Genomic DNA, 25119 nt, shown 5'->3' with positions numbered 1-25119 from the left:
CTGGCCTTCGGCCGTCTTCCCCCATAGGGGGAAGAGCCGCGCCGTGAAGGCTCCGCCCCCTATGGGGGCGGACAGGCGGCGAAGCCGCCAGGTGGGGGCAAGCCTATTCATCCCCAAACAGCCCGCCCTGCACGATCTTCGGGGCCGAGACCGGCTCCGCCAGGCCCAGGTGCAGATAGGCCTTGCCGCAGGCCATCCGGCCGCGCGGCGTGCGCTGGATGAAGCCCTGCTGCATCAGGTAGGGCTCGATCACGTCCTCGACCGCGTCGCGGGCCTCGGCGATGGCGTAGGCGATGGTCTCCACGCCCACCGGGCCGCCGCCGTAGTTGTCGATCATGGCGCGCAGGTACCGGCGGTCCAGGCTGTCCAGCCCGCTCTCGTCGACCTCGAGCCGGGCCAGGGCCAGGCCGGCGGCCTTGCGGTCGATCACGGTCGCCCCGTCGGCGGCGGCGAAGTCGCGGACCCGGCGCAGCAGGCGGCCGGCGACGCGCGGCGTGCCCCGGGCCCGCTTGGCGATCTCGTCGGCCCCGTCGTCCGACAGCGGCGCGCCCATCTTGCGGGCGGCGTGCAGCAGCACGTGGCGCAGCTCGGCCGGGGTGTAGAACTCCAGGCGGATCGGGATGCCGAAGCGGTCACGCAGGGGCGTGGCCAGCATGCCCGCCCGGGTGGTGGCCGCCACCAGGGTGAAGGGGGCCAGGTCGATGCGGATCGAGCGCGCCGAGGGCCCCTCGCCGATCACCAGGTCCAGCACGTGGTCCTCCATGGCCGGATAGAGGATCTCCTCCACGGTCGACGGCAGGCGATGGATCTCGTCGATGAACAGGACGTCGTTGGCTTCCAGGTTTGTCAGGATCGCCGCCAGGTCGCCGGCCTTGTTCAGCACCGGGCCGGAGGTGGCGCGGAAGTTCACGCCCAGCTCGCGGGCGACGATCTGGGCCAGGGTGGTCTTGCCCAGGCCCGGCGGGCCGAACAGCAGCACATGGTCCAGGGCCTCGCCCCGGCCCTTGGCCGCCTCGATGAAGATCCGCAGGTTGCCCTTGGCCTGCTCCTGGCCGACGAACTCGGCCAGGGTCTGGGGGCGCAGGGCGCGGTCGGAGGCGGTGGGGACGGCCTCGCCGTGCTGGGCCTCGCCGGAGATGATGCGGGTCATGGGTGGAAGACCCCCTCAGTCGGCTTCGCCGACAGCTCCCCCGGAGGGGGAGCAGCTGCGCCGCGCTCCAAGATCCTCCCCCCTTGGGGGAGGTGGCCCGGAGGGCCGGAGGGGGTCCGCACGGCGCTCACCGTCCCAACTCCTGCAGACCCGCCTTGATCAACGCCTGCACCGTCGCCTCGTCGCCCAGCTTGGCGGCGGCGGCTTCGACCACCCGCCGCGCATTGACCTCGGCCACGCCCAGGCCCATCAGCGCCGCCACGGCGTCGCCGGTCGGGGCCGGCTTGGCGGGAGCCGCCGCGACGGCGGCCGGCGCGCCCAGGAACACCGGACCGTCGGTGATCGGCTTGTCCTTCAGCTCGGTGACGATCCGCAGCGCCAGCTTCGGCCCCACGCCCGAGGCCCGTCCGACGGCGGCCTTGTCCTCGCGGGCCACGGCGCTGGCCAGCTCGGCCGGCGACAGCACGTCCAGCACCGCCATGGCCGCCTTGGGGCCCACGCCCTGGATGGCCTGCAGCAGCACGAAGGCCTTGCGGTCCTCGCGCGTGCCGAAGCCGTAGAGGCGCAGGCCGGCGCTCTCGCTCCACTGGCTCTCGATATGCAGCAGGGCCTCCTCGCCCAGGGCCGGCAGGCGCTGCAGGGTCCGCGAGCCGCAGCGCACGACATAGCCGACGCCCATCACGTCGATCAGCGCCTCTTCCTCGCCGACCTCGGCGACGGCCCCGCGAAGACGACCGATCATAGTTTTTTGGCGATCATGCCACTCTCCGGTTGGCGACGCGCAGGTTGGCGTGGGTGACGGCGACGGCCAGGGCGTCGGCGCAATCGGCCGTGGTCTTGCCGGCCGTCGGCAGCAGGCGGGCGATCATGAAGCCGATCTGGGCCTTGTCGGCCGCCCCGGTGCCGACCACCGCCTTCTTGACCAGGCGAGTCGAATATTCGGCCACCAGCAGGCCGGCGCGGGCGGGGGCGATCAGGGCGGCGGCCCGGGCGTGGCCCAGCTTCAGGGTCGACTGGGCGTTGGTGTTGAGGAACACCTCCTCGACCGCCGCCTCGTCGGGCCGATGCTCGTCGATCACCGCGCAGATCCCCTCGAACAGGGTCAGCAGTCGGGCGGCGAAGTCGGCCTTCTCATCGGGCGCGATCACCCCGTGGGCGACGTGGCTCATGCGCGAGCCCTCGACGCTGAGCACGCCCCAGCCGGTGCGGCGCAGGCCGGGGTCGAGCCCCAGGATCCGGATCGGGATGCGATTCGCGTTCATCATGTGTTCTCGCACCATCGCCCGGTTCTCGTCGGAAGAAAAGGTGAAGGGCGCCATCCAGCAAAACACGCGACTTGCCTAACGAAAGCTTAAACTCGCCCTCCTCATCGCCGCTCATCCCGGCGAACGCCGGGACCCAGATCCTAAAGCGGGATGGCTGATTGGAAGGGCTCAACGCCCTTGGCGTCAGCCACACCGCCACGCCATCTGGGTCCCGGCATTCGCCGGGATGAGCGGATTTTGAAGGAGTTATAGAGCGAAAATCCGCGCGTTAAGCCACGTTCAAGGCCGGCGCGCGGAACAGCCGGGCCAGCAACAGGGCCTCGACGGCCCGCGCGTCGACCGACACGCAGAGCTCGGCGTTGGGCTCGCCCTCGATCCGCTCGATGCGGCCCAGGTGCTCGCCGTCGGTCAGCACCCGCAGGCGCACGGGCTCGAAGGCGAACAGCGCCGGGGTCACCAGGCTGGCGGCGACCACCGCGTCGTGCGGATGGCAGCCGGCCTCCACGCCCCAGGCCCGGCGATGGAAGGCCATATAGGGGCCCATCGCCTTGTTCAGCCGCACCGACAGGGGCGTGCCGCAGGCGGCCGAGCCCTCGGCCATGGCCTGGGCGGTCAGGGTGACCTGGGAACTGACGTCCAACGGCACGACGCGCGGCAGCACCCCGCGCTCCAGCACCCGGGCCAGGGCCTCGGCGTCGCTCCAGCTGTTGAAGTCGGCCCCGCCGCTGGCCTTGCCCTCGACGGCGAAGGCCCCGGCCATGATCGTCGGCCGCCAGCCGCGGAAGGCGCCGGGATCCTCCAGCAGCCCCTGGGCCAGGTTGGTCAGGGGTCCGAGGAACAGGCCCGCCACCTTGGCCCGGGCCCGGAAGGCCAAGAGGCTGCCGCCCTGGCCCCGGTCCAGCTCGGGCAGCTTCCAGCGCTGGGAGAAGCCCGCGCCGTTCAGGCCGTCGACGCCGTGGGCCGGGCGCATCCGCTCGACGCGCCGCTTGGCCACCCCCGAGCCGGCGCCGATATAGACCTCGGCCGGACAGCCAGCCAGGCGCAGCACGCCGCGGGCGTTGGCGGCGGCCTGGTCGACATAGGTGTTGCCGAACACCGCCGAGACCGAGACGATCTCCACCGCGTCGCGCGAACGCGCCAGCATGGCCAGGGCCAGGGCGTCGTCCACGCCGCAGTCGGTATCGATGTGCAGGCGCAACGGCATCGACGGCAGTATAGCGCGGCCGCCCGGTCGCCGGGAAGCGGATCCGCCCTGCCGGGCCTGGGATTTCAGCCCAGCTCAAGCGCAGAGGCGCCCTGGGCCGCGCCCAGGCGACACCCCGGGATCTTCAGTCCTTGCGCGGCCGGATGGTGAATTCCAGCACGCGCGAGTCGGCGCGCAGGGCGGCCGACAGCGCGTCCAGGCGCAGCGCGCCCCGGCCCGAGAACGGCCCCGACAGCTCGAACACCGCCCCGCCCTCGGCCAGGGCCTGGCAGACCCGGGCGCCTTCCAGGTCGAAGGCTTGCAGCATCCGCCGCAGCTCGGGCTCGTCGATCACCGCCTCGCGGCGCGAGCGCACGGTGATCTCGGCGAAGTTCTTCTGCGGCATGTGGCGGTCCAGCCAGCGGGCGGCGCTCAGCACCACCAGCGACAGCGCCGTCCCGCCGACCGCCAGCTCGTACAGGCCCACCCCGAACAGGGTGCCGATCGCCGAGGTGATCCACAGCGACGCCGCCGTCGTCAGGCCGTGCACCGAGGCCCCCTGCTGGAAGATCACCCCGCCGCACAGGAAGCCGACGCCAGTCAGGATGCCGTGGGCCATGCGGACCGGATCGATGCGCACCACCTCGTTCGGCGCGCCCTCCAGCCAGGTGATCTGGTGCACGGCCCCCAGCATCAGCAGGGCCGAGGCCAGGGCCACCAGCATGTGGGTGCGCAGTCCCGCCGGCCGGGCCCGATACTCCCGCTCGAACCCGATCGCCCCGCCGGCGGCCAGGGCGCCGAGGATCGGGAGGGCCAGCTGCAGGGGCGCGTCCATGGAGGGGTGAACGGATGAAGTTCCGTGGTGATCCCTCTCCCCTTGCGGAAGAGGGCGGCCTCGCGGAACGAGGTCGGGTGAGGGGCGATAAACGTAAACGCCGCGTCCAGCGGTCAGGCTGGGCGCGGCGTTCGATGTTTGAGAGACCCCTCATCCGTCGGCTTCGCCGACACCTTCTCCCGCAAGGGGAGAAGGAAAATGACCTAGCCCAGCTTCGCGGCGTCCTCGTCGCTGATCTCTTCGTTGGAATAGACGTCCTGGACGTCGTCGTCCTCGTTCAGGGCGTCGAGCAGCTTCATCAGGGTGGCCACGGCGTCGCCGGTGACCGGGACCTGGCTCTTGGGGCGCCAGGCGATCTTGGTGTTGGCGGCCGGGCCGAACTTGGCCTCCAGGGCGGCGGCCACCTCGTTGAGGTCCTCGAAGGCGGTGTAGACCGTGTGGCCCTCGCCCTCCTCGTCCATGTCCGACACCACGTCGTCGGCGCCGGCCTCGATGGCGGCCTCCATCATCGCGTCTTCCGACGCGGCCTTGGCCGGATAGCTGATCTGGCCGACGCGGTCGTAGTTGAAGGTCACCGAGCCGGTGGCCCCCATGTTGCCGCCCATCTTGGTGAAATAGGAGCGGACATTGGCGGCGGCGCGGTTCTTGTTGTCGGTCAGCACCTCGACGATGATCCCGACGCCGCCGGCCGCGACGCCCTCGTAGCGGATCTCGGTGTAGTCGGCCGCGTCGCCCATCTGCGACTTCTTGATCGCGCGGTCGATGACGTCCTTGGGCAGGCTCTCGGCCTTGGCGTTGTTGACGGCCAGGCGCAGGCGCGGGTTCATGTTCGGGTCGGGCAGGCCCGCCTTGGCCGCCACGGTGATCTCCCGCGACAGCTTGGAGAACAGCTTGGAGCGCGCGGCGTCGGCGCGGCCCTTGCGGTGCATGATGTTCTTGAATTTCGAGTGGCCGGCCATTCGGAGGCTCTTCTCTGGTCTGCGATGTGAAAGGTAGGGCGCGCTTCTAGCGCCTGGCGCCCCATATTGTCATCCTCCAAGCTTGGAAGACCGCGCTGGAGACGCTCGATGACCCCGTCCGATTTCCTGTCCGAACCGTTCGACCCGGCCCGCATCGGGGCGCTCGAAGCGCAGGACCAGGACGCGATCCATGCGGCCGGCAGGCCTCCCGCGATGGCGACGAGCGCCGCGACGGCCGGGGCGCTATCGACGGGCGCGGCCGCGCTGGGCGGCATGGCGGTGGGCGCTCTAGTGGTGGGAGCCTTGGCCATCGGCGCCCTGGCCATCGGGCGTCTGTCCGTCGGCAAGGCCCGCTTCCGCCGGCTGGAGATCGACGAGCTGATCGTCCATCGCGTGTCGGAGGGGAATCGGCGGCGCTAGGGAGCGCGGGAAAAACCTCGTCCTTCGACAAGCTCAGGATGAGGTTTTTCGACTGCCAGGTCCGGAAAATAGTCCTCGTCCTGAGCTTGTCGAAGGACGAGGACCACGCACGGCGTTGACCGCTAGGACTCAGGCCACCTTCAGCTCGACATCCACGTTGCCCCGCGTGGCCTTCGAGTATGGGCAGACCTCGTGGGCCGCGTGCAGCAGCTTCTCGGCCGTCTCACGGTCCAGCTCCGGGGCGTTCAGCGTCAGGCGCACGCCGATGTGGAAGCTGGTGTCGTCCTTGATCAGGTCGACCTCGCTGTCCAGGCTGTGCTCGCCCAGCTTGACGCCCTGGTTGCGGGCCACCAGCCCCAGGGCGCCCAGGAAGCAGGCGCTGTAGCCGGCCGCGAACAGCTGCTCGGGATTGGTCCCGTTCCCGTCGCCGCCCATCGACTTGGGGAAGGCCAGCTTGACGTCCAGATGGCCGTCGTCGGACTTGGCCGTGCCCTGGCGGCCGCCGACGGCGTGGGCGTGGGCGGTGTAGATGGCGTCGGTCATGGGAGGGCTCCTTCGGAACGATGAGATCATCGGCGTGAACCTTGCGACCCGATATGTGACAGGCGCAAGCGGCGAACATCTGCAGGTTGACCACGCGACCATGGCGTTCGAAGCTTGGCCGATGTTCGCGATCGACCAGCATGCCAACCCGATATGCCTTCGCGCGACGCTCATCGCCTTGGCGCTGACGACGGCCGGCTGCGCGTCGACCGGAACTTTCGCCTTGTCGGACCGACAATTGGCCGACGCCGAAAGCCGAGCTCAATTCCTGGAAAGCATGGCTCTAGAGGCCGAGGGAATTCACGGGACCTTCCTGCCGTCGCACTGGCGTGGCGGCCGCTGCCGTTGGAGCGACCAGCCCGACATCGCCGTCTGCGCCGTCCAGTACCGCCACTATCGCACGGGCCCATTGCTCCACGCCACAGTGCGCTATGAACGCGACGAGGACGGCGGCTGGCGGTGGCTCGGACCGGTTTCCGAGAAGACCCCCGTCCCCTAGACCTCCGGCACCGTCTCCTTCAGCCTTCCCCCCACGCGGATCGGCTCGACGCGGACCGCCAGGCCGGTGCGGTCGTCGGTCTCGACGAACACGCCGCAGACCGTGGCCGGGCCCGAGGCCGGCGTATAGCGGCCGCCGCTGATCTTGGTGGTGAAGCGGCGCAGGGGCTCGTCCTTCTGGTTGCCGATCACGCTGTCATAGTCGGCGCAGGCCCCGGCGTCGGTCTGGTAGGCGGTGCCGCCGGGCAGGATCTGGGCGTCGGCGGTCGGCACGTGGGTGTGGGTCCCCACGACGAGCGACGCGCGGCCGTCGCAATAGTGGCCCATGGCCATCTTCTCGGAGGTGGCCTCGCAGTGCATGTCGACCACCACCGCGTCGGCCACCTGGCCTAGCGGGGCCTTGTCCAGCTCGCGGTCGGCGGCGGCGAACGGGTCGTCCATGGCGTCCATGTGCACCCGGCCCAGCAGGTTGATGACCATGATGGTCCGGCCGCCCTCGGTCTGGAACAGGTGGCTGCCGCGGCCCGGGGCGTCCGACAGGATCGGATAGTTGGCCGGGCGGATCAGCCGCGGCTCGCGCACGATGTAGGTCAGGGCCTCGCGCTGGTCCCAGCTGTGGTTGCCCAGGGTCAGGCAGTCGGCCCCGGCCTCGAACAGCTCGCGGGCGGTGTTCTCGGTGATGCCGAAGCCGGCGGCGGCGTTCTCGGCGTTGATGATCACGAACTCCAGCTGGAGCTGGCGGCGCAGGGCGGGAAGGTGGTCGGCCAGGCCGTCGCGGCCCGACTTGCCCACGACGTCGCCGAAGAAAGCAAAACGCATGAATCTCAGTCCTCTTGGACGGCGATATACTCGCTTTCCGTCAGGATGGCGTCCAATCGTTGGTCATGCGGCTCATCGGGCAGGCCGTGTGTCTCCTGGCCCACATAGGCCAGGCCCAGCACGAAGACGCGCTTGCGGGCGCGCAGGGCCTCCAGCGCCCGGTCGTAATAGCCGCCGCCCTGGCCCAGGCGGCGGCCCTGACGGTCGAATCCCAGCAGCGGCGCGACCACCAGGTCGGGCTCGACGATCGGGTTTTCCGGGGCGGGAGCGATCAGGCCGATGGCGTCGCGGACCAGGGTCTCGCCGGGCCTCCAGCGGCGGAACACCATGCGGCCGGCGGGACCGTCGGGGTCATCGGGGTCGGCGCCCTCGACGCTGGGCAGGGCCAGGGTCCAGCCGGCCTCGGCCAGCCAGTCGGCCAGGGCCAGGGCGGAAAGCTCCGAGCCCAGGCCGTGATAGACGGCCGCGACCTTGCCGCGCGGATCGGGGAACCGCGCCGTCAGCGGCCCGCGGGCCACGTCGACGAGCTTCCAGTCCGCCTCGGGATGCTGGCGCGCCAGCTCCCGCCGGCGATTGCGGACCAACATCCGCAAGGCGGTCTTGGCGGCGGCGAGGTCTTTGAGGGCCATGACCGCTATATGGGGGAAAGGTGGCGGCGCCGTGAAGAACCGTGAAGACGTTTCAATCCGCTCGAACCTGTTTGATACAGGTGGGCTCCGTGTTCCCGCAGCCACGGCCACGGGAGGGAACAGATCCCGATAGAGAGATTAAGGTCCCTGGGAATAGAAATCTTCGACGAGGGCCACAGCTGACCCGCCGCTGAGGAAGATAGGCGTTCGAGGGCTCGGGCGCCAGTGGGGCGTTGTCGCACTTGCCCCTACGGGTCGCCGCGCGACCGTCTTCCCCCAGAGGGGGAAGAGCGCTCCGCCCCCTATGGGGGCGGACAGACCGCGCAGCGGTCAGGTGAGGGCAAGCGGGTGAGCCTCACCCCTTCACCATCTCCCCCATCACCGCGCTCCATCCCCGCTGGGCCTCGGCCCCCGCCCGGTCGAAGGCCGCGCGCAGGTGGCGGGTCTGGGCTTCGGTCAGTTCGGCTTCCAGCCGGCGGCCGGCGGGCGTCAGGCCCAGCCGCTTGACTCGGCGATCGTCCGGCGAGGCCTCGGCGCGGACCAGGCCCATCTCCATCAGCTGGCGCAGCGGCGCGTTCAGGGCCTGCTTGCTGACGGCCAGCAGGTCCAGCAGGCCGCGCACCGAAACGTCGGGCCGGCGGCCGATGAAATAGAGGATGCGGTGGTGCACGCGACCCAGGCCCCGCCGCTCCAGAATGCGGTCGGGCCGATCGGTAAAGCCGCGATAGGCGAAATAGAATTGCTCGATCGCGGCGTGCAGATCGTCCGACGGGGCAGGATCATCCAGGTCAACCATATTGACACAATAGGTCGGACGCGTTCATCGTGTCGATAGGTCAAGATCATTGACACTGTTGAGAGGTGAGCCATGGCGCGGCTGTCGATGCGCAGTTCGGACATCAAGCCCTCGCCGGTCCGCGAGATGCTGAACGTGTCGCAGCGCCCGGGCATGATCTCGTTCGCCGGCGGCCTGCCCTCGCCCGAGACCTTCGCCGGCCTGGACCTGCCCCCGCCGCCGCGCGATCTCTTGCAATACGGCCCCACCGAAGGCGAGCCGGCCCTGCGCGCCCGCATCGCCGAGGACCTGGCCGCCCTGGGCCTGGACACCGCGCCCGACCGGGTGATGGTGCTGTCGGGCTCGCAGCAGGGCATCGACCTGGCCGCCAAGCTGGTGGTCGACGCCGGCACGACCCTGGCCGTGGAGTCGCCGGCCTACCTGGCCGCCCTGCAGGTGTTCCGCTTCTACGGCGCGCGGTTCGAGATCATCGACCGGGGCGCCCCTGGGGCCGGCTGGGCCGACGCGCCGCCGTCGATGGCCCCGCCTTCAATGGCTTATGTCATCCCGACCTTCCAGAACCCCAGCGGCCATTGCTGGACCGCCGACGAGCGCGCGGCGATGGCGGCGGCCTGCCAGGCCCACGAGGTGATCCTGTTCGAGGACGATCCCTATCGCGACCTGGTCTACGAGCCCTGCGAGCGCCGGCCGGTCTGCGCCGGCCTGACGAGCGGCTCGTGGATCTACCAGGGCTCGTTCTCCAAGACCGTCGCCCCCGGCCTGCGCCTGGGCTACCTGACGGCCTCGCCGGACCTGTTCCCGCTGCTGGTCCAGCTGAAGCAGGCGGCCGACCTGCACACCAACCGGCTCAGCCAGTGGATGGTGCTGCAATATCTGAACGACCCTGGCCGCGCCGCGCGGATGGACCAGGTCGCGGCCCTCTATCGCACGAAGCGCGACGCGTTCGCCGACGCCCTGACCCGGCATCTGGGCAACAAGGCGTCCTGGGCGCTGCCGCCGGGCGGGCTGTTCTTCTGGCTGACCCTGGCCGACGGGGTCGACGTCGAGGCGTTGCTGAAGCGCTGCGTCGAGCGCGGCGTGCTGTTCACCCCTGGCAGCCACTTCCTGGCCGAGGGCGGGGCGAGTCCCACCATCCGCCTGAACTTCAGCCTGGCCGAACCGGAGGCGGCGGAGCGCGGGCTGGCGGTGATCGGAGAGGCGCTGGGGGAGATGGCGAGAGCCGATGAGCGGACGTAGCGACCACGACCCCTCTCTCTTGGAGAGAGGGAGGGGCCCGCCGCGAAGCGGTGGGAGGGTGAGAGGTTTCACCGCTGGCCGGAAAATCTCGATTCCTTCGGTTGCCCCGTCCCGAAGGGCGCGCTCAAGCTGACGCCATGGATGCGACCGCCAACGCTCGCCGCCTTCGCCAGAACCAGACCCTGGCCGAGAAGGCGCTCTGGAAATTGGTGCGCAATCGCCAGCTGGGCGGCTTCAAGTTCCTGCGGCAGGTCTCGATAGACCGCTACTTCGCCGACTTCGTCTGCGAGGCGGGCAAGCTGATCGTCGAGCTGGATGGCGCCGCCCATGAGGGGCGTGAGGACTATGACGAGCGCCGCACCCAGACGCTGGAGCTGTTCGGATACATGGTCCTAAGGTTTCCCAACGATCGGGTCCTGGCCGATCTCGGTGGAGTCGGCGACGACATCCTGACCGTGCTCCGTTCGGACAGGGTGTAACCTCTCACCCTCCCACCGCCTTCGGCGGCGGGCCCCTCCCTCTCTCTTAGAGAGAGGGATTCAACTCTACCCCTGGACCAGCGCCTCGATCTTCTCGGAGGCGGCGTCCAGGGCCTTTATGGCGCGGATCTCGACGCGGGTCTGTTCGGTCTGCAGGCGGGCCAGTTCCGACTGGGCGTGGGCCAGGCGCAGCTTCAGGTCCGACAGCTCGTCGGCCAGCAGCAGGGCCCCCATCAGGAACAGCCGCGTCTCGCCCAACTGGCCGACGTCCTGGCTGACCTGGCGGACCTGACGGTCGAACAGGCGGGCGATCTCCAAGAGGTGGGCCTCCTGCCCGTCCTCGCAGCCGACGGTGTAGGGCCGGCCGTTCACCTGGATGGTCAGTTGGGCCATGGCTCAGGCCTCCCTTTCCGTGACGCCGTCGTCGTCGTCGAGGCCGCCGAACAGGTCGCCGGCGTCAGCGCCCTCGTCCCCGCCGTCCTCGTCGTCGTCATGGACGCCTTCGGTGATCAGGCTCTCGTCTCCCAGGGCGGCGCGGATCTCGGCGATGGCGCGGCCCAGGGCCTCGGAGGCCTGCTCGCCGGCCTCCTCCAGCGCTTTCTCGCGAGCCCGGGCGGCCTCGAGGTCGAGGGCCAGGCGCGCGGCCTTGGACTCCGCCAGGGCCTGGGCGTCGGCGTCGAACAGGCCCGGGTCGTCGGACGCAGGCCCCGACGACGCCGCGGCGGCGGCGGCCGAAAACGCGGCCAGGCGCGCGGTGCGCTCGGCCGTGATCTTCTGCTCCAGCTGGCTGACGGCGCGCTCCAGGCGTCGCGCGGCCAGTTCGAGGGCGTTCCCTTCGCCCGGGGTCATCGGCATCGTCCAACGGTCATGCAGCGCAACATATAGACTGCGGCCTGCTTCGCCACCTGCCATGGCGACAATTGGGCGACGAAACCGCGCGGATAACAATAGGTCATCCAATGTGAGCGCTCGCACAGGTTTCTTGGGGTTGACTTCCCCGCCCCGCACCGCAAAACGCGCTGCAAAATCAAGGTAACGCCGGCTGCCTCGGCCGGACGCTCGTTAGGAGAAAGACCTCATGGCTCTTCGCGTCGCCATCAACGGCTTCGGCCGGATCGGACGTCTCGTCCTGCGTTCCATCGCCGAGCACGCGCGCCGCGACATCGAGGTCGTCGCCATCAACGACCTCGGGCCCGTCGAGACCAACGCCCACCTGCTGCGCTACGACAGCGTCCACGGCCGGTTCCCGGGCGTCGTCACCTCGGGCGAGGACTGGATCGACGTCGGCCTGGGCAAGATCAAGGTCACGGCCATCCGCAATCCGGAAGAGCTGCCGCACAAGGACCTGGGCGTCGACATCGCCTTCGAGTGCACCGGCATCTTCACCGCCCGCGACAAGGCCGCCCTGCACCTGAAGGCCGGCGCCAAGCGCGTGCTGGTCTCGGCCCCGGCCGACGGCGCCGACAAGACCATCGTCTACAAGGTCAACCACGAGACCCTGACCGCCGACGACATCGTCGTCTCCAACGGCTCGTGCACCACCAACGCCCTGGCCCCGGTGGCCAAGGTGCTGCACGACCTGGTCGGCATCGAGCGCGGCTACATGACCACGATCCACAGCTACACCGGCGACCAGCCGACGCTGGACACCATGCACAAGGACCTCTACCGCGCCCGCGCCGCGGCCCTGAGCATGATCCCGACCTCCACCGGCGCCGCCAAGGCCCTGGGCCTGGTGCTGCCGGCCCTGAAGGGCAAGCTGGACGGCAGCTCAATCCGCGTGCCGACCCCGAACGTCTCGGTCATCGACCTGAAGGTCGTGCCGTCGCGCGACACCACGGTCGACGAGGTCAACACCGCCCTGAAGGCCGCCGCCGACGGCGAGATGAACGGCGTGCTGTTCACCACCACCGACCCGCTGGTCTCCTCCGACCTGAACCACATCGCCGCCAGCTCGACGGCCGCCCTGCCCCAGACCCAGGTCATCGAGGGCAAGCTGGTCCGCGTGCTCAGCTGGTACGACAACGAATGGGGCTTCGCGACCCGCATGAGCGACACGGCTCTGGAAATGGCGAAGTTCCTCTAAAGCCGAAACGAACAGGAGGTCGCGAGCGCCCCGAATGCCCTGGTTCAAGTGCTTCATCGAAGGCGAGAACTTTCCGGGCGTTCTGCTCGACAGCGACACTCCAGTCGGCTTCTACGCAACGCGTTGGGTTGAGGCCTCGTCTTCGGACGAGGCCGAACTCGCCGCGCTTGACGCCTTGCGCCGCGAGCCCGTGTTCCAGGTCGCGGCCGACCAGAAATCCAAGGACGCCCGCGTCCATTTCACTGAAATCGTCGAAGTCAGCGCACCCGAGGGTCCCCATTCGGGCGCCTCTTGGTACGTGATGGGCACCTAGACGACCATCCAAGCAGCCCGGCTCAAGGACCTATCCGCATGCCCTTCCGCACCCTCGACACCGCCGATCTCGCCGGCAAGCGCGCCCTGGTCCGGGTGGACTTCAACGTGCCCGTCGACGGCGGGGCGATCACCGACGACACCCGGCTGCGCGCGGCCCTGCCGACCATCCGCTACCTGTCGACCAAGGGCGCCAAGGTCGTCCTGCTGGCCCACTTCGACCGCCCCAAGGGCAAGGTCGTGCCCGAGATGAGCCTGGCCTTCGTGGCCGAGCCGCTGGGCAAGCTCCTGGAACAGGAAGTGGCCTTCGCCAGCGACAGCGTCGGTCCAGCGGCCAAGGCGGTGGTCGACGGCCTGGAGAACGGCGGCGTGGCCCTGCTGGAGAATGTCCGCTTCCACGCCGGCGAGGAGAAGAACGACCCCGCCTTCGCCGCCCAGCTGGCCGAAAACGGCGACCTCTATGTCGACGACGCCTTCAGCGCCGCCCACCGCGCCCACGCCTCAACCGAGGGCCTGGCCCGGCTGCTGCCGGCCTATCCGGGCCTGGCCATGCAGCGCGAGCTGGACGCCCTGGACGCCGCCCTGGGCAACCCGAAGAAGCCGGTGCTGGGCATCGTCGGCGGCTCCAAGGTCTCGACCAAGCTGGACCTGCTCAACAACCTGGTGGCCAAGCTGGACCGGCTGGCGATCGGCGGCGGCATGGCCAACACCTTCCTGTTCGCCCAGGGCCACGACGTCGGCGGCAGCCTCTGCGAGAAGGACCTGGCCGACACCGCCCGCCAGATCATCGCCACGGCGGAAAAGAGCGGCTGCCAGCTGCTGCTGCCGATCGACGTGGTGGTGGCCAAGAAGGTCGCGCCGGGCGTCGACGCCGAGACCCGCGAACTGTCCGAAGTCCAGGCCGACGACCTGATCCTGGACGCCGGCCCCAAGAGCGCCCAGCGGCTGATCGAAGCCATGGATTCGAGCCAGACGCTGATCTGGAACGGCCCTTTGGGCGTTTTCGAGGTGCCGCCGTTCGACGAAGCGACCGTTTCGGCGGCAAAACACGCCGCCAAACTCGCGAAAGCGGGTAAGATCGTCGCGGTCGCCGGTGGAGGTGATACCGTGGCGGCCCTGAACCACGCCGGTGTCTCGGCGGACTTCACGTTCGTCTCGACCGCCGGCGGCGCGTTCCTGGAATGGATGGAGGGCAAGACGCTTCCGGGCGTCGCGGCCCTCGAGGTCTAGAAACGGGCTCCCCGGCGAAGGCCGGGGAAACCGGCATGGGAGACCGGAGCCAATCCGGCAAAACATCATTCGACCACCGGGGCCGAGGAAACCCGGGATAAGCTTCCACCGTTGGGACCGGAGGAAACCCGACGTGATCGACCGGGCAAAGAACGCAAAAGCGTCAAAGCCCCAAAAACAAGAAACCACCCCGACACTTCACGCTTGCAGGAGAACAATCACGTGGCGAGGATCACGCTAAGACAGTTGCTGGATCATGCGGCGGAGCATGACTATGCGCTGCCGGCCTTCAACATCAACAACATGGAACAGGGCCTGGCGATCATGGAGGCGGCGGAAGCCGTCAACTCCCCGGTCATCATCCAGGCCTCGCGCGGGGCGCGGAACTACGCCAACGACATCATGCTGGCCCGGATGATCGACGCCCTGGCCGAGATCTATCCCAACATCCCGGTGTGCATGCACCAGGACCACGGCAACGGCCCGGCCACCTGCGCCACGGCGATCCAGTACGGCTTCACCTCGGTGATGATGGATGGCTCGCTGATGGAGGACGCCAAGACCCCCGCCACCTACGAGTACAATGTCGAGGTCACCCGCAAGGTGGTCGAGATGGCCCACGCCTGCGGCGTGTCGGTCGAGGGCGAGCTGGGCGTGCTGGGCTCGCTGGAGAGCGGCATGGGCGAGGCCGAGGACGGCCACGGCTTCGAGGGCGTGCTCAGCCACGACGAGCTTCTGACCGACCCGGACCAGGCGGTCGAGTTCGTCGAGCGCACCGGCGTCGACGCCCTGGCCATCGCCATGGGCACCAGCCACGGGGCCTACAAGTTCACGCGCAAGCCGGACGGCGACGTCCTGGCCATGCACGTGATCGAGGAGATCCACCAGCGCCTGCCCAACACCCACCTGGTGATGCACGGCTCTTCGTCCGTGCCGCAGGAGCTGCAGGACATCATCAACCAGTACGGCGGCGCCATCCCGCAGACCTGGGGCGTGCCGGTCGAGGAGATCCAGCGCGGCATCAAGCACGGCGTGCGCAAGGTCAATGTCGACACCGACAACCGCCTGGCCATCACCGGCGCGATCCGCAAGATCCTGACCGAGAAGCCGCACGAGTTCGACCCCCGCGCCTATCTCAAGCCGGCCAAGGAGGCCATGCGCCAGGTCTGCCAGGATCGCTTCGTGCAGTTCGGCTCGGCCGGCCACGCCGACAAGATCAAGCCGCTGTCGACCGCGACTATGGCCAAGCGCTACGTGTCCGGCGAACTGAACGCCAAGTTCGGCGCCGCGGCGAAAAAGGCGGCGGCGGAGTAGGGCCGGCGATCTTCGCCGAGACCAGGCGAGACGAGGAAGGCCTCCCGGAAAGCCGGGAGGCCTTTTTTCATTCAGAAGATGAAGTCGGCGGCGGTCAGGCCCACGTGATAGCCGTCCAGCGTGATGGCGATATCGGCGCCCGGGCCGTCGTCGATGTAAGCGAGAATCCAGGTCGCCCCCGCCGCGTCATAAGAAATCTGGATATCGCCGGCGTGGCCGGTCTGGCCGTTCAGGTGGAAGGCCTGGCGGCCCTCCACCTTGGTGTTGGAGTCGATGGCCGACAGGTCGATCATGTCGTGCGCGGCGCCCGGCCCCGCAGCGCTGGCCTGCACGAAGTCGGTGATCCGGTCCGAGGGCCCATTGCGATAGGTGAAGACGAAGGTGTCGGCGCCGGCGCCGCCGGTGAGCACGTCGCCCAGCCCGTCGGGCGAGTACACGTCGCCGCCTCGCCCAGCGATGACGTCGTCGCCGCCGCCGCCGTCGATGCGGTTGGCGTCCAGGGTTCCGGTCAGGACATCGCCGAAGGCCGACCCGACCAGGTTCTCGATCGAGATCAGAGTGTCGGTTCCCGCGCCCCGGGTGTTCTGGTCCTCGACGATCCGCAGATCGACGACCACGCCGGACAGCGCCGTCAGATACGAGGCCGTGTCGTCGCCGGCTCCCCCGTCGATCGTGTCGTCGCCCATCCCGCCGTCCAGGACGTCGTCGCCCGCCCCGCCCCAGACGCTGTCGTGGCCGTCGCCCCCCGACAGCACGTCCGCGCCGTTCAGGCTCTGCAACCAGTCCTGGCCCGCGCCGCCGATCAGGCCGTTCTCCGTGCTGTCGCCCGTCAGGACGTCGTTCCAGGCCGATCCCTCGACCACCTCGATCGAGACCAGGGTGTCCACGCCCTGGCCGGTGTCCTGGGCGCCCGAAAGGCCCAGGGTCACGGTCACGCCGTCGGTCGCCGCGGCGTAGGAGGCGGTGTCGACATCCGCGCCGCCGTCCAGCAGGTCGTCGCCGGCCCCGCCGATCAAGGTGTCCATGCCGGCGGCGCCGTGCAGCACGTCGCTTGCGGCCCCGGCCCCGCCGTCGAGGACGTTGTCCGCGCCGTCGCCGGTCAGGATGTCGCCCGCCTGTCCGCCGATCACGTTCTCGACATTGCGCAAGGTGTCCTCGGCGGCCCCGCCCACCGTGACGGCGGCGTCGGTCGCGCCGTTCAGGGTCACCACCACCGCCTGGGCCTTGTCGCTGTAGACGGCGGTGTCGCGGCCCGCGCCGCCGTCGATCAGATCGGCGCCGCCGCCTCCGGTCAGGCGATCGTCGCCACTGTCTCCGCCCAGCAGATTGGCCAGGCCGTCGCCGATCAGCGTGTCGGCGCCCAGGCCGCCGGACACGCCCTCGATGTTGCGCAGCGTGTCCTCGGCCACGCCGCCGACATAAACGGTCGCGTCGCCCAAGCTGTTCAGGGCGACCAACACCGATTGGGTCTTGTCGCCATAGGCGGCGGTGTCCATCCCGGCCCCGCCATCCAGGAGGTCCGCGCCGCCCAGGCCCCAGATGAGGTCGTCGCCGGCGCCGAGGGTGATGATGTCGGCGCCCTGGCCGCCATGGAAGGTGATGCGCTCGACATTGGTCACGGACCCACTGGCCACGCCGCCGACCCAGATCGTGTTCACCGCCGCGGTGTCGCTGTTGTTGAAGACAACCGGCGCGGTGCGATCATTGTAGAGGAGGATGCCCCGGTCCTGGCCGGCCCCGCCGTCCAGCCGGTCGTTGCCGCCGTCCACATTGGCGTAGGGGCCTGTCGCCGCCACGCCGGCGTTCATCGCCCCCGCCGCCATGCCGGTCAGCAGGATGTCGTCTCCGACGCCGCCATCCAGGACGTCGTTCCCCCGGCCGCCGATCAGGACGTCATTGCCGTCGCCGCCATAAAGCCTGTCGTTGCCGTCCGGCGTGCCAAAGACGTTGTCGTCTCCCAGAATAAGGTCGTTGCCATCCTCACCGCGCAGTTCGTCGTCGCCCGACAGCCCCGTGATCTTGTCATGACCGCCGCCGCCGGTGATCAGGTCGTTGCCGCTGTTCAGGTCCTTCAGGTAGATCGTGTCGACCCCGGTCGGCGAGCTGGCCATGAAGGCCAGGTGCGTATTGTCTGGCGAAAAGATGGCCCAGAAGGCCGCGCCCTCCGAGACGCCGTTCATCGACCAGCCCGTCGCCCTGGCGACTCCCCCGGTCGCAAGGTCTTTCAGGAAGAAGCCGCCGCCAAGGCCGTCGGCGACCAGGTTGGTGGAATTGGTGTTGAACAGCACCTTCGCGCCATCCGACGAAAACCTCGCGTCCGTGGTGAAGTAGCCGTTGCCCTGGGCGCCCGTCGCGCTGGTCGAGACGCGTGTGACGGCGCCCGTGACCAGGTCCTTCAAGAAGATGTCCGAGCGCCCGTTGGTGTCGCCCGCGACCAGGTTGCTGGAGTCGCTTTCGAACAGCAGCTTCGTGCCGTCGGGCGAGAAGACGGGATTGCGGGCCTCCCTGTCGCCCGTGACCCCCGCCGCGCTGGTCGAAACCTGGGTGACGACACCCGTGCCCAGATCCTTAACATAGATCTGGGCGTAGCCGTTGTAGCCGGCGCCGAAGTCGGTCCAGCTGGCGAAAACGACCTTCGTGCTGTTCGGCGAGAACGAAGGAGTCAGGCTCTCGTCGGCCACCAGCGTGACCGCGCCAGTGACCAGATCCTTGATCTTGACCCTCTCGTGGCGCGGAGCGTCCGAGTCGGTGAACACGATCTTGGTCCCGTCGGGCGAGAACCGGGCCATGTCGACGTCGAGACGGGCGCCCAGGTCGATGGCGCTCACGACGCCCGTGGTCAGGTCCCGGACATAGAGCGGTCCCGCCGACGAGCCGCTGCTGTCCGCGGCGAGGAACAGCAGCCGCTTGCCGTCATGAGAGATTGAGGGACTGAAACTCCTCTGATCGGCGTTGAAGCCCGCGCCGGCCGTGGCGAGGCCGAGGACCCTCGTGGCGACGTCGAGGATATAGACGTCGGTGTTGTAGTTTTGGTCTTGGGGGATCAGGCCGATGGCGCCGGTCTGGAAGAAGATCTTCGTGCCGTCCGGCGACCACTGCGCGTTCATCTCCTCGAAGCCGATGCCCGGCAACGCCAACAGCGCGACGGCCGCAGCCAGGTCGGTTCCGGTCAGCACCTCGTCGCCCGCGCCGCCCACGATCGTTCTCATAGTTCCCCCGACGCCTTCACCACCGCGAGCCTGACGAAGGACAACGCCCGCGGGCGTTCATCCCCCCGCGCCGGCCCGTCCCCGAACGGCTAAGCTAGAGCGTGGTAAACGAAAAGCAACGCTTCCTGCAACTTCAGCGCAAGCGCGGCGAGGTTGATCTAATTGTCGGCGCGAAACGGCGGATACACGTGCGCCCCGCCGTTCGGGTCCTCGACCTCGCCGTCGACGGCCAGGTAGTCCGGGCCGATCGGGACCTTGCCGTGGCCGTCGGGGATGTCGAGCACGTAGGTCGGCTGGCAGAGCCCCGAGAACCGGCCACGGATGGCGCGCATCAGGGCGCGGCCTTCCGCCACCGTGGTCCGCAGGTGGGCGGTGCCCGGCGCGTGGTCGCCGTGGTGCAGATAGTAGGGCCGGATCCGGTTCTCGACGAAGCCGCGCATCAGGGCGCCCAGGGTTTCCGGATCGTCGTTGACGCCCTTCAGCAGCACGGTCTGGCTCAGCATCGGGATCCCGGCGTCGACGATCCGGGCGACGGCGGCCCGCGCCGCCGGCGTCAGCTCGCGGACGTGGTTGGCGTGCAGGGCGACATAGACCGTCTTGCCGCTGGCCTTCAGCGCCTGGACCATGGCGTCGTCGATCGCCGCCGGGTCGACCACCGGTACGCGGGTGTGGAAGCGCACGACCTTGACGTGGTCGATGGCCGCCAGCCGCTGGGAAAGGTCGCGCAGCCGGCGCGGCGACAGCACCAGCGGGTCGCCGCCGGTGACGATCACCTCCCAGATCTCCGGATGGGCCGCGATGTAGGCGAAGGCGGCGTCCAGCTTGTCGGGCGACAGGTTGGCCGCGCCGTCCGGCCCCACCACCTCGCGGCGGAAGCAGAACCGGCAATAGACCGCGCAGGTGTGGGTGGGCTTGAGCAGCACGCGGTCGGGATAGCGGTGGACGATCCCCTCGACCGGGCTGTGGACCGCGTCGCCGATCGGGTCGGCGACCTCGCCCGGGTTTTCCAGCAACTCGGCCGCGTCGGGCAGGAACTGGCGGGCGATCGGGTCGCTCTCGTTGGCCGGGTCGATCAGCTCGGCCATGGCCGGGGTGATCGCCACCGCATAGCGCGCGGCCACCGCCTCCAGCGCCGGCAGGCGCTCGGGGGCGATCAGGCCGGCCTGGGCCAGGGCGGCGGCGCTGCGAAGGGTGCGGGCGGCGGTCATGAGGCGCGGGATATGGCCGATTAGGCCGTCCGGGGCAATGCGGCGCCTCAGCCGAGGTCCTCGACAAACGTCCGCCGCCGGGTCTCGACCGCGCCCTTCAGCAGCCGCCGGAACGTCGGGCACTCCATGTGGCTGGGCGCGGGGCAGGCGGCGGCGTGGCGCAGGCCGTCGCGCAGCGCCCCCAGGCGGCGGATCGTCCGGTCCAGGTCGTCGGCCCTGGCCGCCAGCTGGGCGCGGTCCAGGCGCGGCCGGCCCGCCTCGTCGACCATGCCGGCGATCTCGTCCAGCGAGAAACCGGCCGTCTGGGCCAGGGCGATCAGCGACAGGCGCTCGATCACGTCGGGCTCGAACAGGCGCTTCAGCCCCCGCCGGCCGACCGAGGCGATCAGCCCCTTCTCCTCGTAGAAGCGCAGCCGCGAGGCCGCCATGCCGGTGGCGGCGGCGACCTGGGCGATGTCGAGCAGTTTCACCATTGACCTCAAGTGAACTTGAAGTCGTAGCTTCCTCCAAGCCCGACATCGAAGGCAAGGAGGATCGCGTGACGCAGCCGCAAGCCAACCAGGCCCAGGCCGAGCTCTGGAACAACCAGGCCGGCCAGAACTGGGTCGAGCAGAACGCCATGCTCGACCGCCTGCTCGCGCCGTTCGAGCAGCCGCTGGTCGAGGCGGTCCAGGGCGCGCGGGACGTGCTCGACGTCGGCTGCGGGGCCGGCGCGACCACCTTCGCCGTGGCGCGGAGCCTGGGTGGGCAAGGACGCTGCACCGGCCTGGACCTGTCGGTCCCATTGGTCGAACTGGCGCGGCGGCGGGCGGTCGAGATGGGCGCCGACAACACCGACTTCGTGGTCGCCGACGCTCAGTTGCACGCCTTCCAGCCCGCCCGCTTCGACGCGGTGATCTCGCGGTTCGGGGTGATGTTCTTCGACGACCCGGTCGCCGCCTTCGCCAACCTGCGCCGCGCCGCGCTGGACGACGCCCGGCTGGCGATGATCGCCTGGCGCGGCATGGCGGCGAACCCCTTCATGACCGCCGCCGAACGCGCCGCCGCCCCGCTGCTGCCCGAAGCGCCGCCGCGCGACCCCAACGCCCCCGGCCAGTTCGCCTTCGCCGACCCGGACCGGGTGGCCGGGATCCTGTCGGCGGCCGGCTGGCGGGACGTGGACCTCGCGCCGCTGGACCTCGCCTGCGTGGTCCCGGCGCAGGACCTGGAGATCTACGCCACCCGCATGGGGCCGGTCAGCCTGGTGCTGCCCAGCCTGGAGCCGGACCGCCGCCACGTGGTGATCGCGGCCGTGCGACGGGGGTTCGAGCCCTTCGTGTCCGACGGCGTGGCGCGATTCACAGCGGCGTGCTGGATGATCAAGGCCCGCAACAGCGATTAGGCTGATCGACGCTCGATCCGGACGATCTCGGGCGCCTGGGCGTCCATGAACATCAGGGCCCGGCCGAACAGCCCCATCTTCCCCCGATCGTCGAAGACGTTCTGTCCCTGAGGTGAAAGCATGACCTCGCCCCGGACCAGGCCGTCCTTGTGGCGCGCCTCGATCTCGGCCCAGTGCGCGCGCGCGACGGTCGTCAGCACCACGATGTTGAGCGCCGGTTGGCTGAATCGAACCATGACGTTGCCGTCGTCCATCCGCAGCGGATTCATGTCGGGGTGCGCGTGGAAGACTTCGCCCAGGATCGCGTTGGCGGCGGTCTTCGCCTCGGCGTCCGAAAGACCGGCCTCCAGCAGCGCGCAGGTTCCATTCCGGAACACCGCGAAGTCGCGCGCCTGATCGGTATAGTAGCGCATCCGGTCGATCACGGCGGCCAGAGGCTGGGCGAACGAGGGTCGCCACTTGGGCGTGGGCGGCCAGTCCTTCGGCCGGGCGCGCGCCTTGCCGCCCATCGCCGCCAGCACCGCGCCAAAGCCTAGCACCCTGCGTCTGTCCATGCTGATCCCCCTGCCCGGCCGCGACGCTAGCGCGTCTCCGGCACCGGCGTCCACAGCGCCTGGTCCACCCGCGACACCCGCCGAACGCGACCTGACCGATCACCGCAGAATCGCTGGATAAGCGTTTCCAAACGGAGCGCCCGACCATGAAACTGATCTCCACCCTGGTCTTCGCGGCGGCGGTGATGTTGGGCGGGGGCGCGGCCCTGGCCGAGACGCGATATCTGGTCGGGACCTACAGCGCCGATGGCCACAAAGGCATGTCGCTGCTGAAGTTCGACGCGGCGACCGACCGTTTCACCGCCGTGCGGACCTTCGCCGACGTCGAGAACGCCTCGTTCGCGCTGCACGACCCCAAGACCGGTCGGCTCTACGTCACCGACGAGATCGAGAGCGCCGGGCGGGTGGGCGCCTACCGACTGTCGCCGGACGGCCGGACGCTGAAGCCCCTGGCCGTCCAGCCGTCCGAAGCCGGCGCGCCCTGTTACCTGGCCCTCAGCCCCGACAAGAGCCGCCTGGCCGTGGCCAACTATTTCGGCGACGTGGTGGCGGTCTTCCGCCTCGACCCGGCCACCGGCGCGATCCAGCCCGGCCCCCAGGTGCTGCACGCGGCCGGCGAGCCGAAGACGGCGTTCGAGGCCGGCCACGCCCACTGGGTCCAGTGGTCGCCGGAGGGCGACCGCCTCTATGTCAGCGACCTGGGGCACGACGAGATCCGCGCCTATCCCTACGACGCCAGGTCCGGGACGGTCGGCGCCCCGACCGTCGCCGCCACCCTGCCCAAGGGGTCGGGACCGCGCCACATGGCTTTCCATCCCAAGGGCCGCTTCGCCTATGTGGTCACCGAATACGCCAACACCGTCGTCGCCTTCGCGCGCGCGCCGGACGGAACCCTGACCGCCCTGCAGACCGTCAGCACCCTGCCGGCCGATTTCGCCGGCAAGAGCCAGGCGGCGCATCTGACGATCAACGCCGCCGGCGACGTGCTCTACATGTCCAACCGCGGCCACAACTCGATCGCCAGTTTCCGCATCGGCGCGGACGGCCTGCTGACCCCCTTGCAGACGATCGCGACGGGGGGCGACTGGCCCCGGTTCTTCCTGCTGGACGAGGCGCGGAAGCGCCTGTTCGTGGCGCACCAGCGCAGCAACGACATCGCTGTGTTCCGCGTCGCGGCGGACGGCCGGCTGACGGCGACCGGGAAGCGGTTCGAGATGTCACGGCCGGTGATGCTGGTCCCGCTGCCGTAGGCCCGGCGCGGCGCCCCCTACCCCGCCACCGGCGTCCACAGCACCTGGTCCACCCGCGACGCGCCGGCCGCCAGCATCACCAGGCGGTCGAAGCCCAGGGCCGAGCCGGAGGCCTGCGGCATGATCTCCAACGCCGCCAGGAAGTCCTCGTCCAGCGGATAGCGTTCGCCATAGACCCGGGCCTTCTCGTCCATCTCGGCCTCGAAGCGGCGGCGCTGCTCGCCGGCGTCGGTCAGCTCGCCGAAGGCGTTGGCCAGCTCGACGCCGCAGGCATAGAGCTCGAACCGCTCGGCCACGCGCGGGTCGCCGGGCTTGGGCCGGGCCAGGGCCGCCTCGGCGGTCGGGTATTCGCAGAGGATCGTCGCCCGGCCGACGCCCAGGTTCGGTTCGACCTGCTCGACGATCACCCGGCTGAACACGTCGGCCCACGTGTCGTCGTCGGCGACGCGGATCCCGGCCGCCCGGGCCGAGGCCGCCAGGGCGTCGCGGTCGGTCTCGCCGCCGGCCCCGATCGAGGCCAGCAGGTCGACGCCAGCGTGCCGCGCGAAGGCCCGCGCCACCGTCACCCGCTCGGGCGCGGCGAACGGATCGCAGACGTGGCCGCGGAAGCGGAACTGGGGGGTTCCCGCCGTTTCCGCCGCCAGGGCCAGCAGGGCCGCGCAGTCGTCCATCAGGGCCTGGTAGGGCTCGCCGACCCGGTACCATTCCAGCATGGTGAACTCCGGATGGTGCAGCGCCCCGCGCTCGCGGTTGCGCCAGACCTTGCCGAAATCGAAGATCCGCCGCTCGCCCGCCGCCAGCAGCTTCTTGCACGAGAACTCCGGCGAGGTGTGCAGATAGAGCGGCGCGCTTTCCCCGGAAAGCGTCAGGGCGGCGGTCTCGAAGGCGTGCAGGTGCGCCTCGTTGCCAGGCGAGACCTGCAGGGCCGCGGTCTCGACCTCCAGGAAGCCGCGAGCCTCGAACCAGGACCGGAACGCGGCCTTGATCCGGTTGCGGACCAGCAGGAACGGCCGCCGGTCGGCGTGGTTTTCGGGTCGCCACCAGGGCGAGGATGAGGCTGTCGGCACGGGAAACGCTCTGGTCGGGCTGGCGAACTTGGCGAGGATCGCTATAGGAGGGCGATATCCAACGCAAATTCGCGCGGCCCCGGCCGCCGCGGGATCAAGGACGAACTAAGTGACTAAAGTCGCCGCCAGCTCGCTGAGGAAGGGTTCCGTCGTCGATATGGACGGCAAGCTCTACGTGGTCCTCAACGCCGAAAACATCCACCCCGGCAAGGGCACGCCGGTCACCCAGCTGAACATGCGCCGCATCTCGGACGGGGTGAAGGTGTCGGAACGCTACCGCACGACCGAGCAGGTCGAGCGCGCCTTCGTCGACCAGCGCAACCACACCTTCCTGTACCAGGACGGCGAGGGCTACCACTTCATGAACCCGGAAAGCTACGACCAGCTGGTGGCGAGCGAAGAGGTGGTCGGCGACCTGGGCGCCTACCTGCAGGAAGGCATGACCGTCCAGCTGTCGACGCACAACGAGGTGCCGATCGCCCTGGAGCTGCCGCGCACCGTGGTGCTGGAGATCGTCGACACCGAGCCGTCGGTGAAGGGCCAGACCGCCTCGTCCTCGTACAAGCCCGCCGTGCTCAGCAACGGCGTGCGCACCATGGTCCCGCCGTACATCGCGGCCGGCACCAAGGTGATCATCCTGACCGAGGACGGCTCGTACCAGGAACGGGCGAAGGACTAGGGTCCGCCCAGAGCTTT

At 69.6% G+C, this 25119-nt stretch carries 28 protein-coding genes; 11 read left to right on the top strand and 17 right to left on the bottom strand.

Translation table 11 applies throughout. The annotated features are described in order from the left end of the window. Window positions 1–103: 103 nt before the first annotated feature. The 6 genes from ruvB to BM066_RS06385 all read right to left on the bottom strand — a co-directional run bounded on the left by ruvB (window position 104) and on the right by BM066_RS06385 (window position 5392). Window positions 104–1150, bottom strand: a complete 1047-nt coding sequence (gene ruvB / locus BM066_RS06410; RefSeq protein ID WP_089925526.1) for a Holliday junction branch migration DNA helicase RuvB — start codon at window positions 1148–1150, stop codon at window positions 104–106. Window positions 1151–1277: 127 nt separating this feature from the next. Beyond that, entirely contained in the window at window positions 1278–1892 is a 615-nt protein-coding gene (ruvA, locus tag BM066_RS06405; protein ID WP_089925523.1) for a Holliday junction branch migration protein RuvA, read from the bottom strand. A gap of 13 nt (window positions 1893–1905) precedes the next feature. Further along, window positions 1906–2427 carry a crossover junction endodeoxyribonuclease RuvC gene (gene ruvC / locus BM066_RS06400; RefSeq protein WP_177218396.1) on the bottom strand — a complete coding sequence of 174 codons (522 nt, stop codon included), beginning with the start codon at window positions 2425–2427 and terminating at the stop codon, window positions 1906–1908. Between the two features lie 256 nt (window positions 2428–2683). After that, window positions 2684–3619, bottom strand: coding sequence for a nucleoside hydrolase (locus BM066_RS06395; RefSeq protein ID WP_089925516.1), 936 nt, complete (start codon window positions 3617–3619; stop codon window positions 2684–2686). Window positions 3620–3743: 124 nt separating this feature from the next. Next, window positions 3744–4433, bottom strand: coding sequence for an MgtC/SapB family protein (locus tag BM066_RS06390; RefSeq protein WP_089925513.1), 690 nt, complete (start codon window positions 4431–4433; stop codon window positions 3744–3746). Window positions 4434–4636: 203 nt separating this feature from the next. Then, window positions 4637–5392: a YebC/PmpR family DNA-binding transcriptional regulator gene (locus BM066_RS06385; protein ID WP_089925510.1), complete on the bottom strand. Its 756-nt coding sequence runs from the start codon at window positions 5390–5392 to the stop codon at window positions 4637–4639. Window positions 5393–5500: 108 nt separating this feature from the next. Here BM066_RS06385 and BM066_RS06380 point away from each other — a divergent pair, with 108 nt between their 5' ends. Next, window positions 5501–5812 carry a hypothetical protein gene (locus BM066_RS06380; protein ID WP_089925508.1) on the top strand — a complete coding sequence of 104 codons (312 nt, stop codon included), beginning with the start codon at window positions 5501–5503 and terminating at the stop codon, window positions 5810–5812. Window positions 5813–5941: 129 nt separating this feature from the next. On the opposite strand, the gene BM066_RS06375 is transcribed toward BM066_RS06380, so the two are convergent. Continuing rightward, window positions 5942–6355 (bottom strand): organic hydroperoxide resistance protein, encoded by a 414-nt coding sequence (locus BM066_RS06375; RefSeq protein ID WP_089925503.1) that lies wholly within the window; start codon window positions 6353–6355, stop codon window positions 5942–5944. On the opposite strand from BM066_RS06375, the gene BM066_RS06370 reads away from it, so the two are divergent. Next, window positions 6342–6854, top strand: a complete 513-nt coding sequence (locus BM066_RS06370) for a hypothetical protein (protein WP_143093665.1) — start codon at window positions 6342–6344, stop codon at window positions 6852–6854. The two genes, BM066_RS06375 and BM066_RS06370, sit on opposite strands and share 14 nt — an antisense overlap. Here the strand turns inward: BM066_RS06370 and BM066_RS06365 are convergent. The 3 genes from BM066_RS06365 to BM066_RS06355 form a co-directional block, all read right to left on the bottom strand. Beyond that, window positions 6851–7672, bottom strand: a complete 822-nt coding sequence (locus BM066_RS06365; RefSeq protein WP_089925497.1) for a TIGR00282 family metallophosphoesterase — start codon at window positions 7670–7672, stop codon at window positions 6851–6853. The two genes, BM066_RS06370 and BM066_RS06365, sit on opposite strands and share 4 nt — an antisense overlap. A 5-nt stretch (window positions 7673–7677) precedes the next feature. Then, complete coding sequence (locus tag BM066_RS06360; RefSeq protein WP_089925494.1) at window positions 7678–8301, bottom strand: 5-formyltetrahydrofolate cyclo-ligase; 624 nt, start codon at window positions 8299–8301, stop codon at window positions 7678–7680. A 355-nt stretch (window positions 8302–8656) separates the two neighbouring features. Continuing rightward, a complete protein-coding gene (locus BM066_RS06355) occupies window positions 8657–9097 on the bottom strand; it encodes a MarR family winged helix-turn-helix transcriptional regulator (protein WP_089925491.1) in 441 nt (146 codons plus the stop codon). Window positions 9098–9169: 72 nt separating this feature from the next. Between BM066_RS06355 and BM066_RS06350 the strand changes: the two genes are divergently transcribed. Beyond that, window positions 9170–10333: an aminotransferase-like domain-containing protein gene (locus BM066_RS06350; protein ID WP_089925488.1), complete on the top strand. Its 1164-nt coding sequence runs from the start codon at window positions 9170–9172 to the stop codon at window positions 10331–10333. A 137-nt stretch (window positions 10334–10470) separates the two neighbouring features. Continuing rightward, the gene (locus BM066_RS06345) at window positions 10471–10812 is read left to right on the top strand and encodes an endonuclease domain-containing protein (protein WP_089925485.1); all 342 of its coding nucleotides are present in this window, start codon (window positions 10471–10473) and stop codon (window positions 10810–10812) included. Window positions 10813–10878: 66 nt separating this feature from the next. Here BM066_RS06345 and BM066_RS06340 read toward each other — a convergent pair whose 3' ends face one another. Together BM066_RS06340 and BM066_RS06335 are read right to left on the bottom strand one after the other, a co-directional pair. Then, window positions 10879–11205, bottom strand: coding sequence for a cell division protein ZapA (locus tag BM066_RS06340; protein ID WP_012284839.1), 327 nt, complete (start codon window positions 11203–11205; stop codon window positions 10879–10881). Between the two features lie 3 nt (window positions 11206–11208). Then, window positions 11209–11661, bottom strand: a complete 453-nt coding sequence (locus BM066_RS06335) for a DUF4164 family protein (protein WP_089925481.1) — start codon at window positions 11659–11661, stop codon at window positions 11209–11211. A 229-nt stretch (window positions 11662–11890) separates the two neighbouring features. Between BM066_RS06335 and gap the strand changes: the two genes are divergently transcribed. The 4 genes from gap to fba all read left to right on the top strand — a co-directional run bounded on the left by gap (window position 11891) and on the right by fba (window position 15754). Then, window positions 11891–12898 carry a type I glyceraldehyde-3-phosphate dehydrogenase gene (gap, locus tag BM066_RS06330; protein ID WP_089925477.1) on the top strand — a complete coding sequence of 336 codons (1008 nt, stop codon included), beginning with the start codon at window positions 11891–11893 and terminating at the stop codon, window positions 12896–12898. Window positions 12899–12932: 34 nt separating this feature from the next. Next, the gene (locus BM066_RS06325) at window positions 12933–13211 is read left to right on the top strand and encodes a hypothetical protein (RefSeq protein ID WP_089925474.1); all 279 of its coding nucleotides are present in this window, start codon (window positions 12933–12935) and stop codon (window positions 13209–13211) included. 38 nt (window positions 13212–13249) lie between these two features. Beyond that, a complete protein-coding gene (gene pgk, locus BM066_RS06320) occupies window positions 13250–14440 on the top strand; it encodes a phosphoglycerate kinase (RefSeq protein ID WP_089925470.1) in 1191 nt (396 codons plus the stop codon). Between the two features lie 222 nt (window positions 14441–14662). Then, entirely contained in the window at window positions 14663–15754 is a 1092-nt protein-coding gene (fba, locus tag BM066_RS06315) for a class II fructose-bisphosphate aldolase (protein ID WP_089925583.1), read from the top strand. Between the two features lie 71 nt (window positions 15755–15825). Here fba and BM066_RS06310 read toward each other — a convergent pair whose 3' ends face one another. The 3 genes from BM066_RS06310 to BM066_RS06300 form a co-directional block, all read right to left on the bottom strand. After that, window positions 15826–18963 carry a PD40 domain-containing protein gene (locus BM066_RS06310; protein ID WP_089925467.1) on the bottom strand — a complete coding sequence of 1046 codons (3138 nt, stop codon included), beginning with the start codon at window positions 18961–18963 and terminating at the stop codon, window positions 15826–15828. A 158-nt stretch (window positions 18964–19121) separates the two neighbouring features. Next, on the bottom strand, window positions 19122–20171 hold the full coding sequence (locus tag BM066_RS06305; protein WP_089925465.1) for a lysine-2,3-aminomutase-like protein: 1050 nt from the start codon (window positions 20169–20171) through the stop codon (window positions 19122–19124). A 47-nt stretch (window positions 20172–20218) separates the two neighbouring features. Next, on the bottom strand, window positions 20219–20644 hold the full coding sequence (locus tag BM066_RS06300; protein WP_255367496.1) for a helix-turn-helix domain-containing protein: 426 nt from the start codon (window positions 20642–20644) through the stop codon (window positions 20219–20221). 65 nt (window positions 20645–20709) lie between these two features. Here BM066_RS06300 and BM066_RS06295 point away from each other — a divergent pair, with 65 nt between their 5' ends. Further along, entirely contained in the window at window positions 20710–21552 is an 843-nt protein-coding gene (locus tag BM066_RS06295) for a class I SAM-dependent methyltransferase (protein WP_089925461.1), read from the top strand. Here the strand turns inward: BM066_RS06295 and BM066_RS06290 are convergent. Further along, entirely contained in the window at window positions 21549–22106 is a 558-nt protein-coding gene (locus BM066_RS06290; protein WP_143093664.1) for a hypothetical protein, read from the bottom strand. The genes BM066_RS06295 and BM066_RS06290 overlap by 4 nt on opposite strands. Window positions 22107–22252: 146 nt before the next feature. Between BM066_RS06290 and BM066_RS06285 the strand changes: the two genes are divergently transcribed. Beyond that, window positions 22253–23356, top strand: coding sequence for a lactonase family protein (locus BM066_RS06285; RefSeq protein WP_089925455.1), 1104 nt, complete (start codon window positions 22253–22255; stop codon window positions 23354–23356). A gap of 17 nt (window positions 23357–23373) precedes the next feature. Here BM066_RS06285 and epmA read toward each other — a convergent pair whose 3' ends face one another. Continuing rightward, window positions 23374–24423 carry an EF-P lysine aminoacylase EpmA gene (epmA, locus tag BM066_RS06280; protein WP_089925452.1) on the bottom strand — a complete coding sequence of 350 codons (1050 nt, stop codon included), beginning with the start codon at window positions 24421–24423 and terminating at the stop codon, window positions 23374–23376. Between the two features lie 109 nt (window positions 24424–24532). On the opposite strand from epmA, the gene efp reads away from it, so the two are divergent. Beyond that, window positions 24533–25102: an elongation factor P gene (gene efp / locus BM066_RS06275; RefSeq protein ID WP_089925450.1), complete on the top strand. Its 570-nt coding sequence runs from the start codon at window positions 24533–24535 to the stop codon at window positions 25100–25102. The last annotated feature ends 17 nt before the right edge of the window (window positions 25103–25119 follow it).

Origin of the sequence: Caulobacter sp. UNC279MFTsu5.1, from assembly GCF_900114015.1 — a bacterium.
Classification (GTDB): Bacteria; Pseudomonadota; Alphaproteobacteria; order Caulobacterales; family Caulobacteraceae; genus Caulobacter.
Note: the sequence above shows the minus strand (reverse complement) of the source record. Positions and strands in the feature narration are given on the sequence as shown.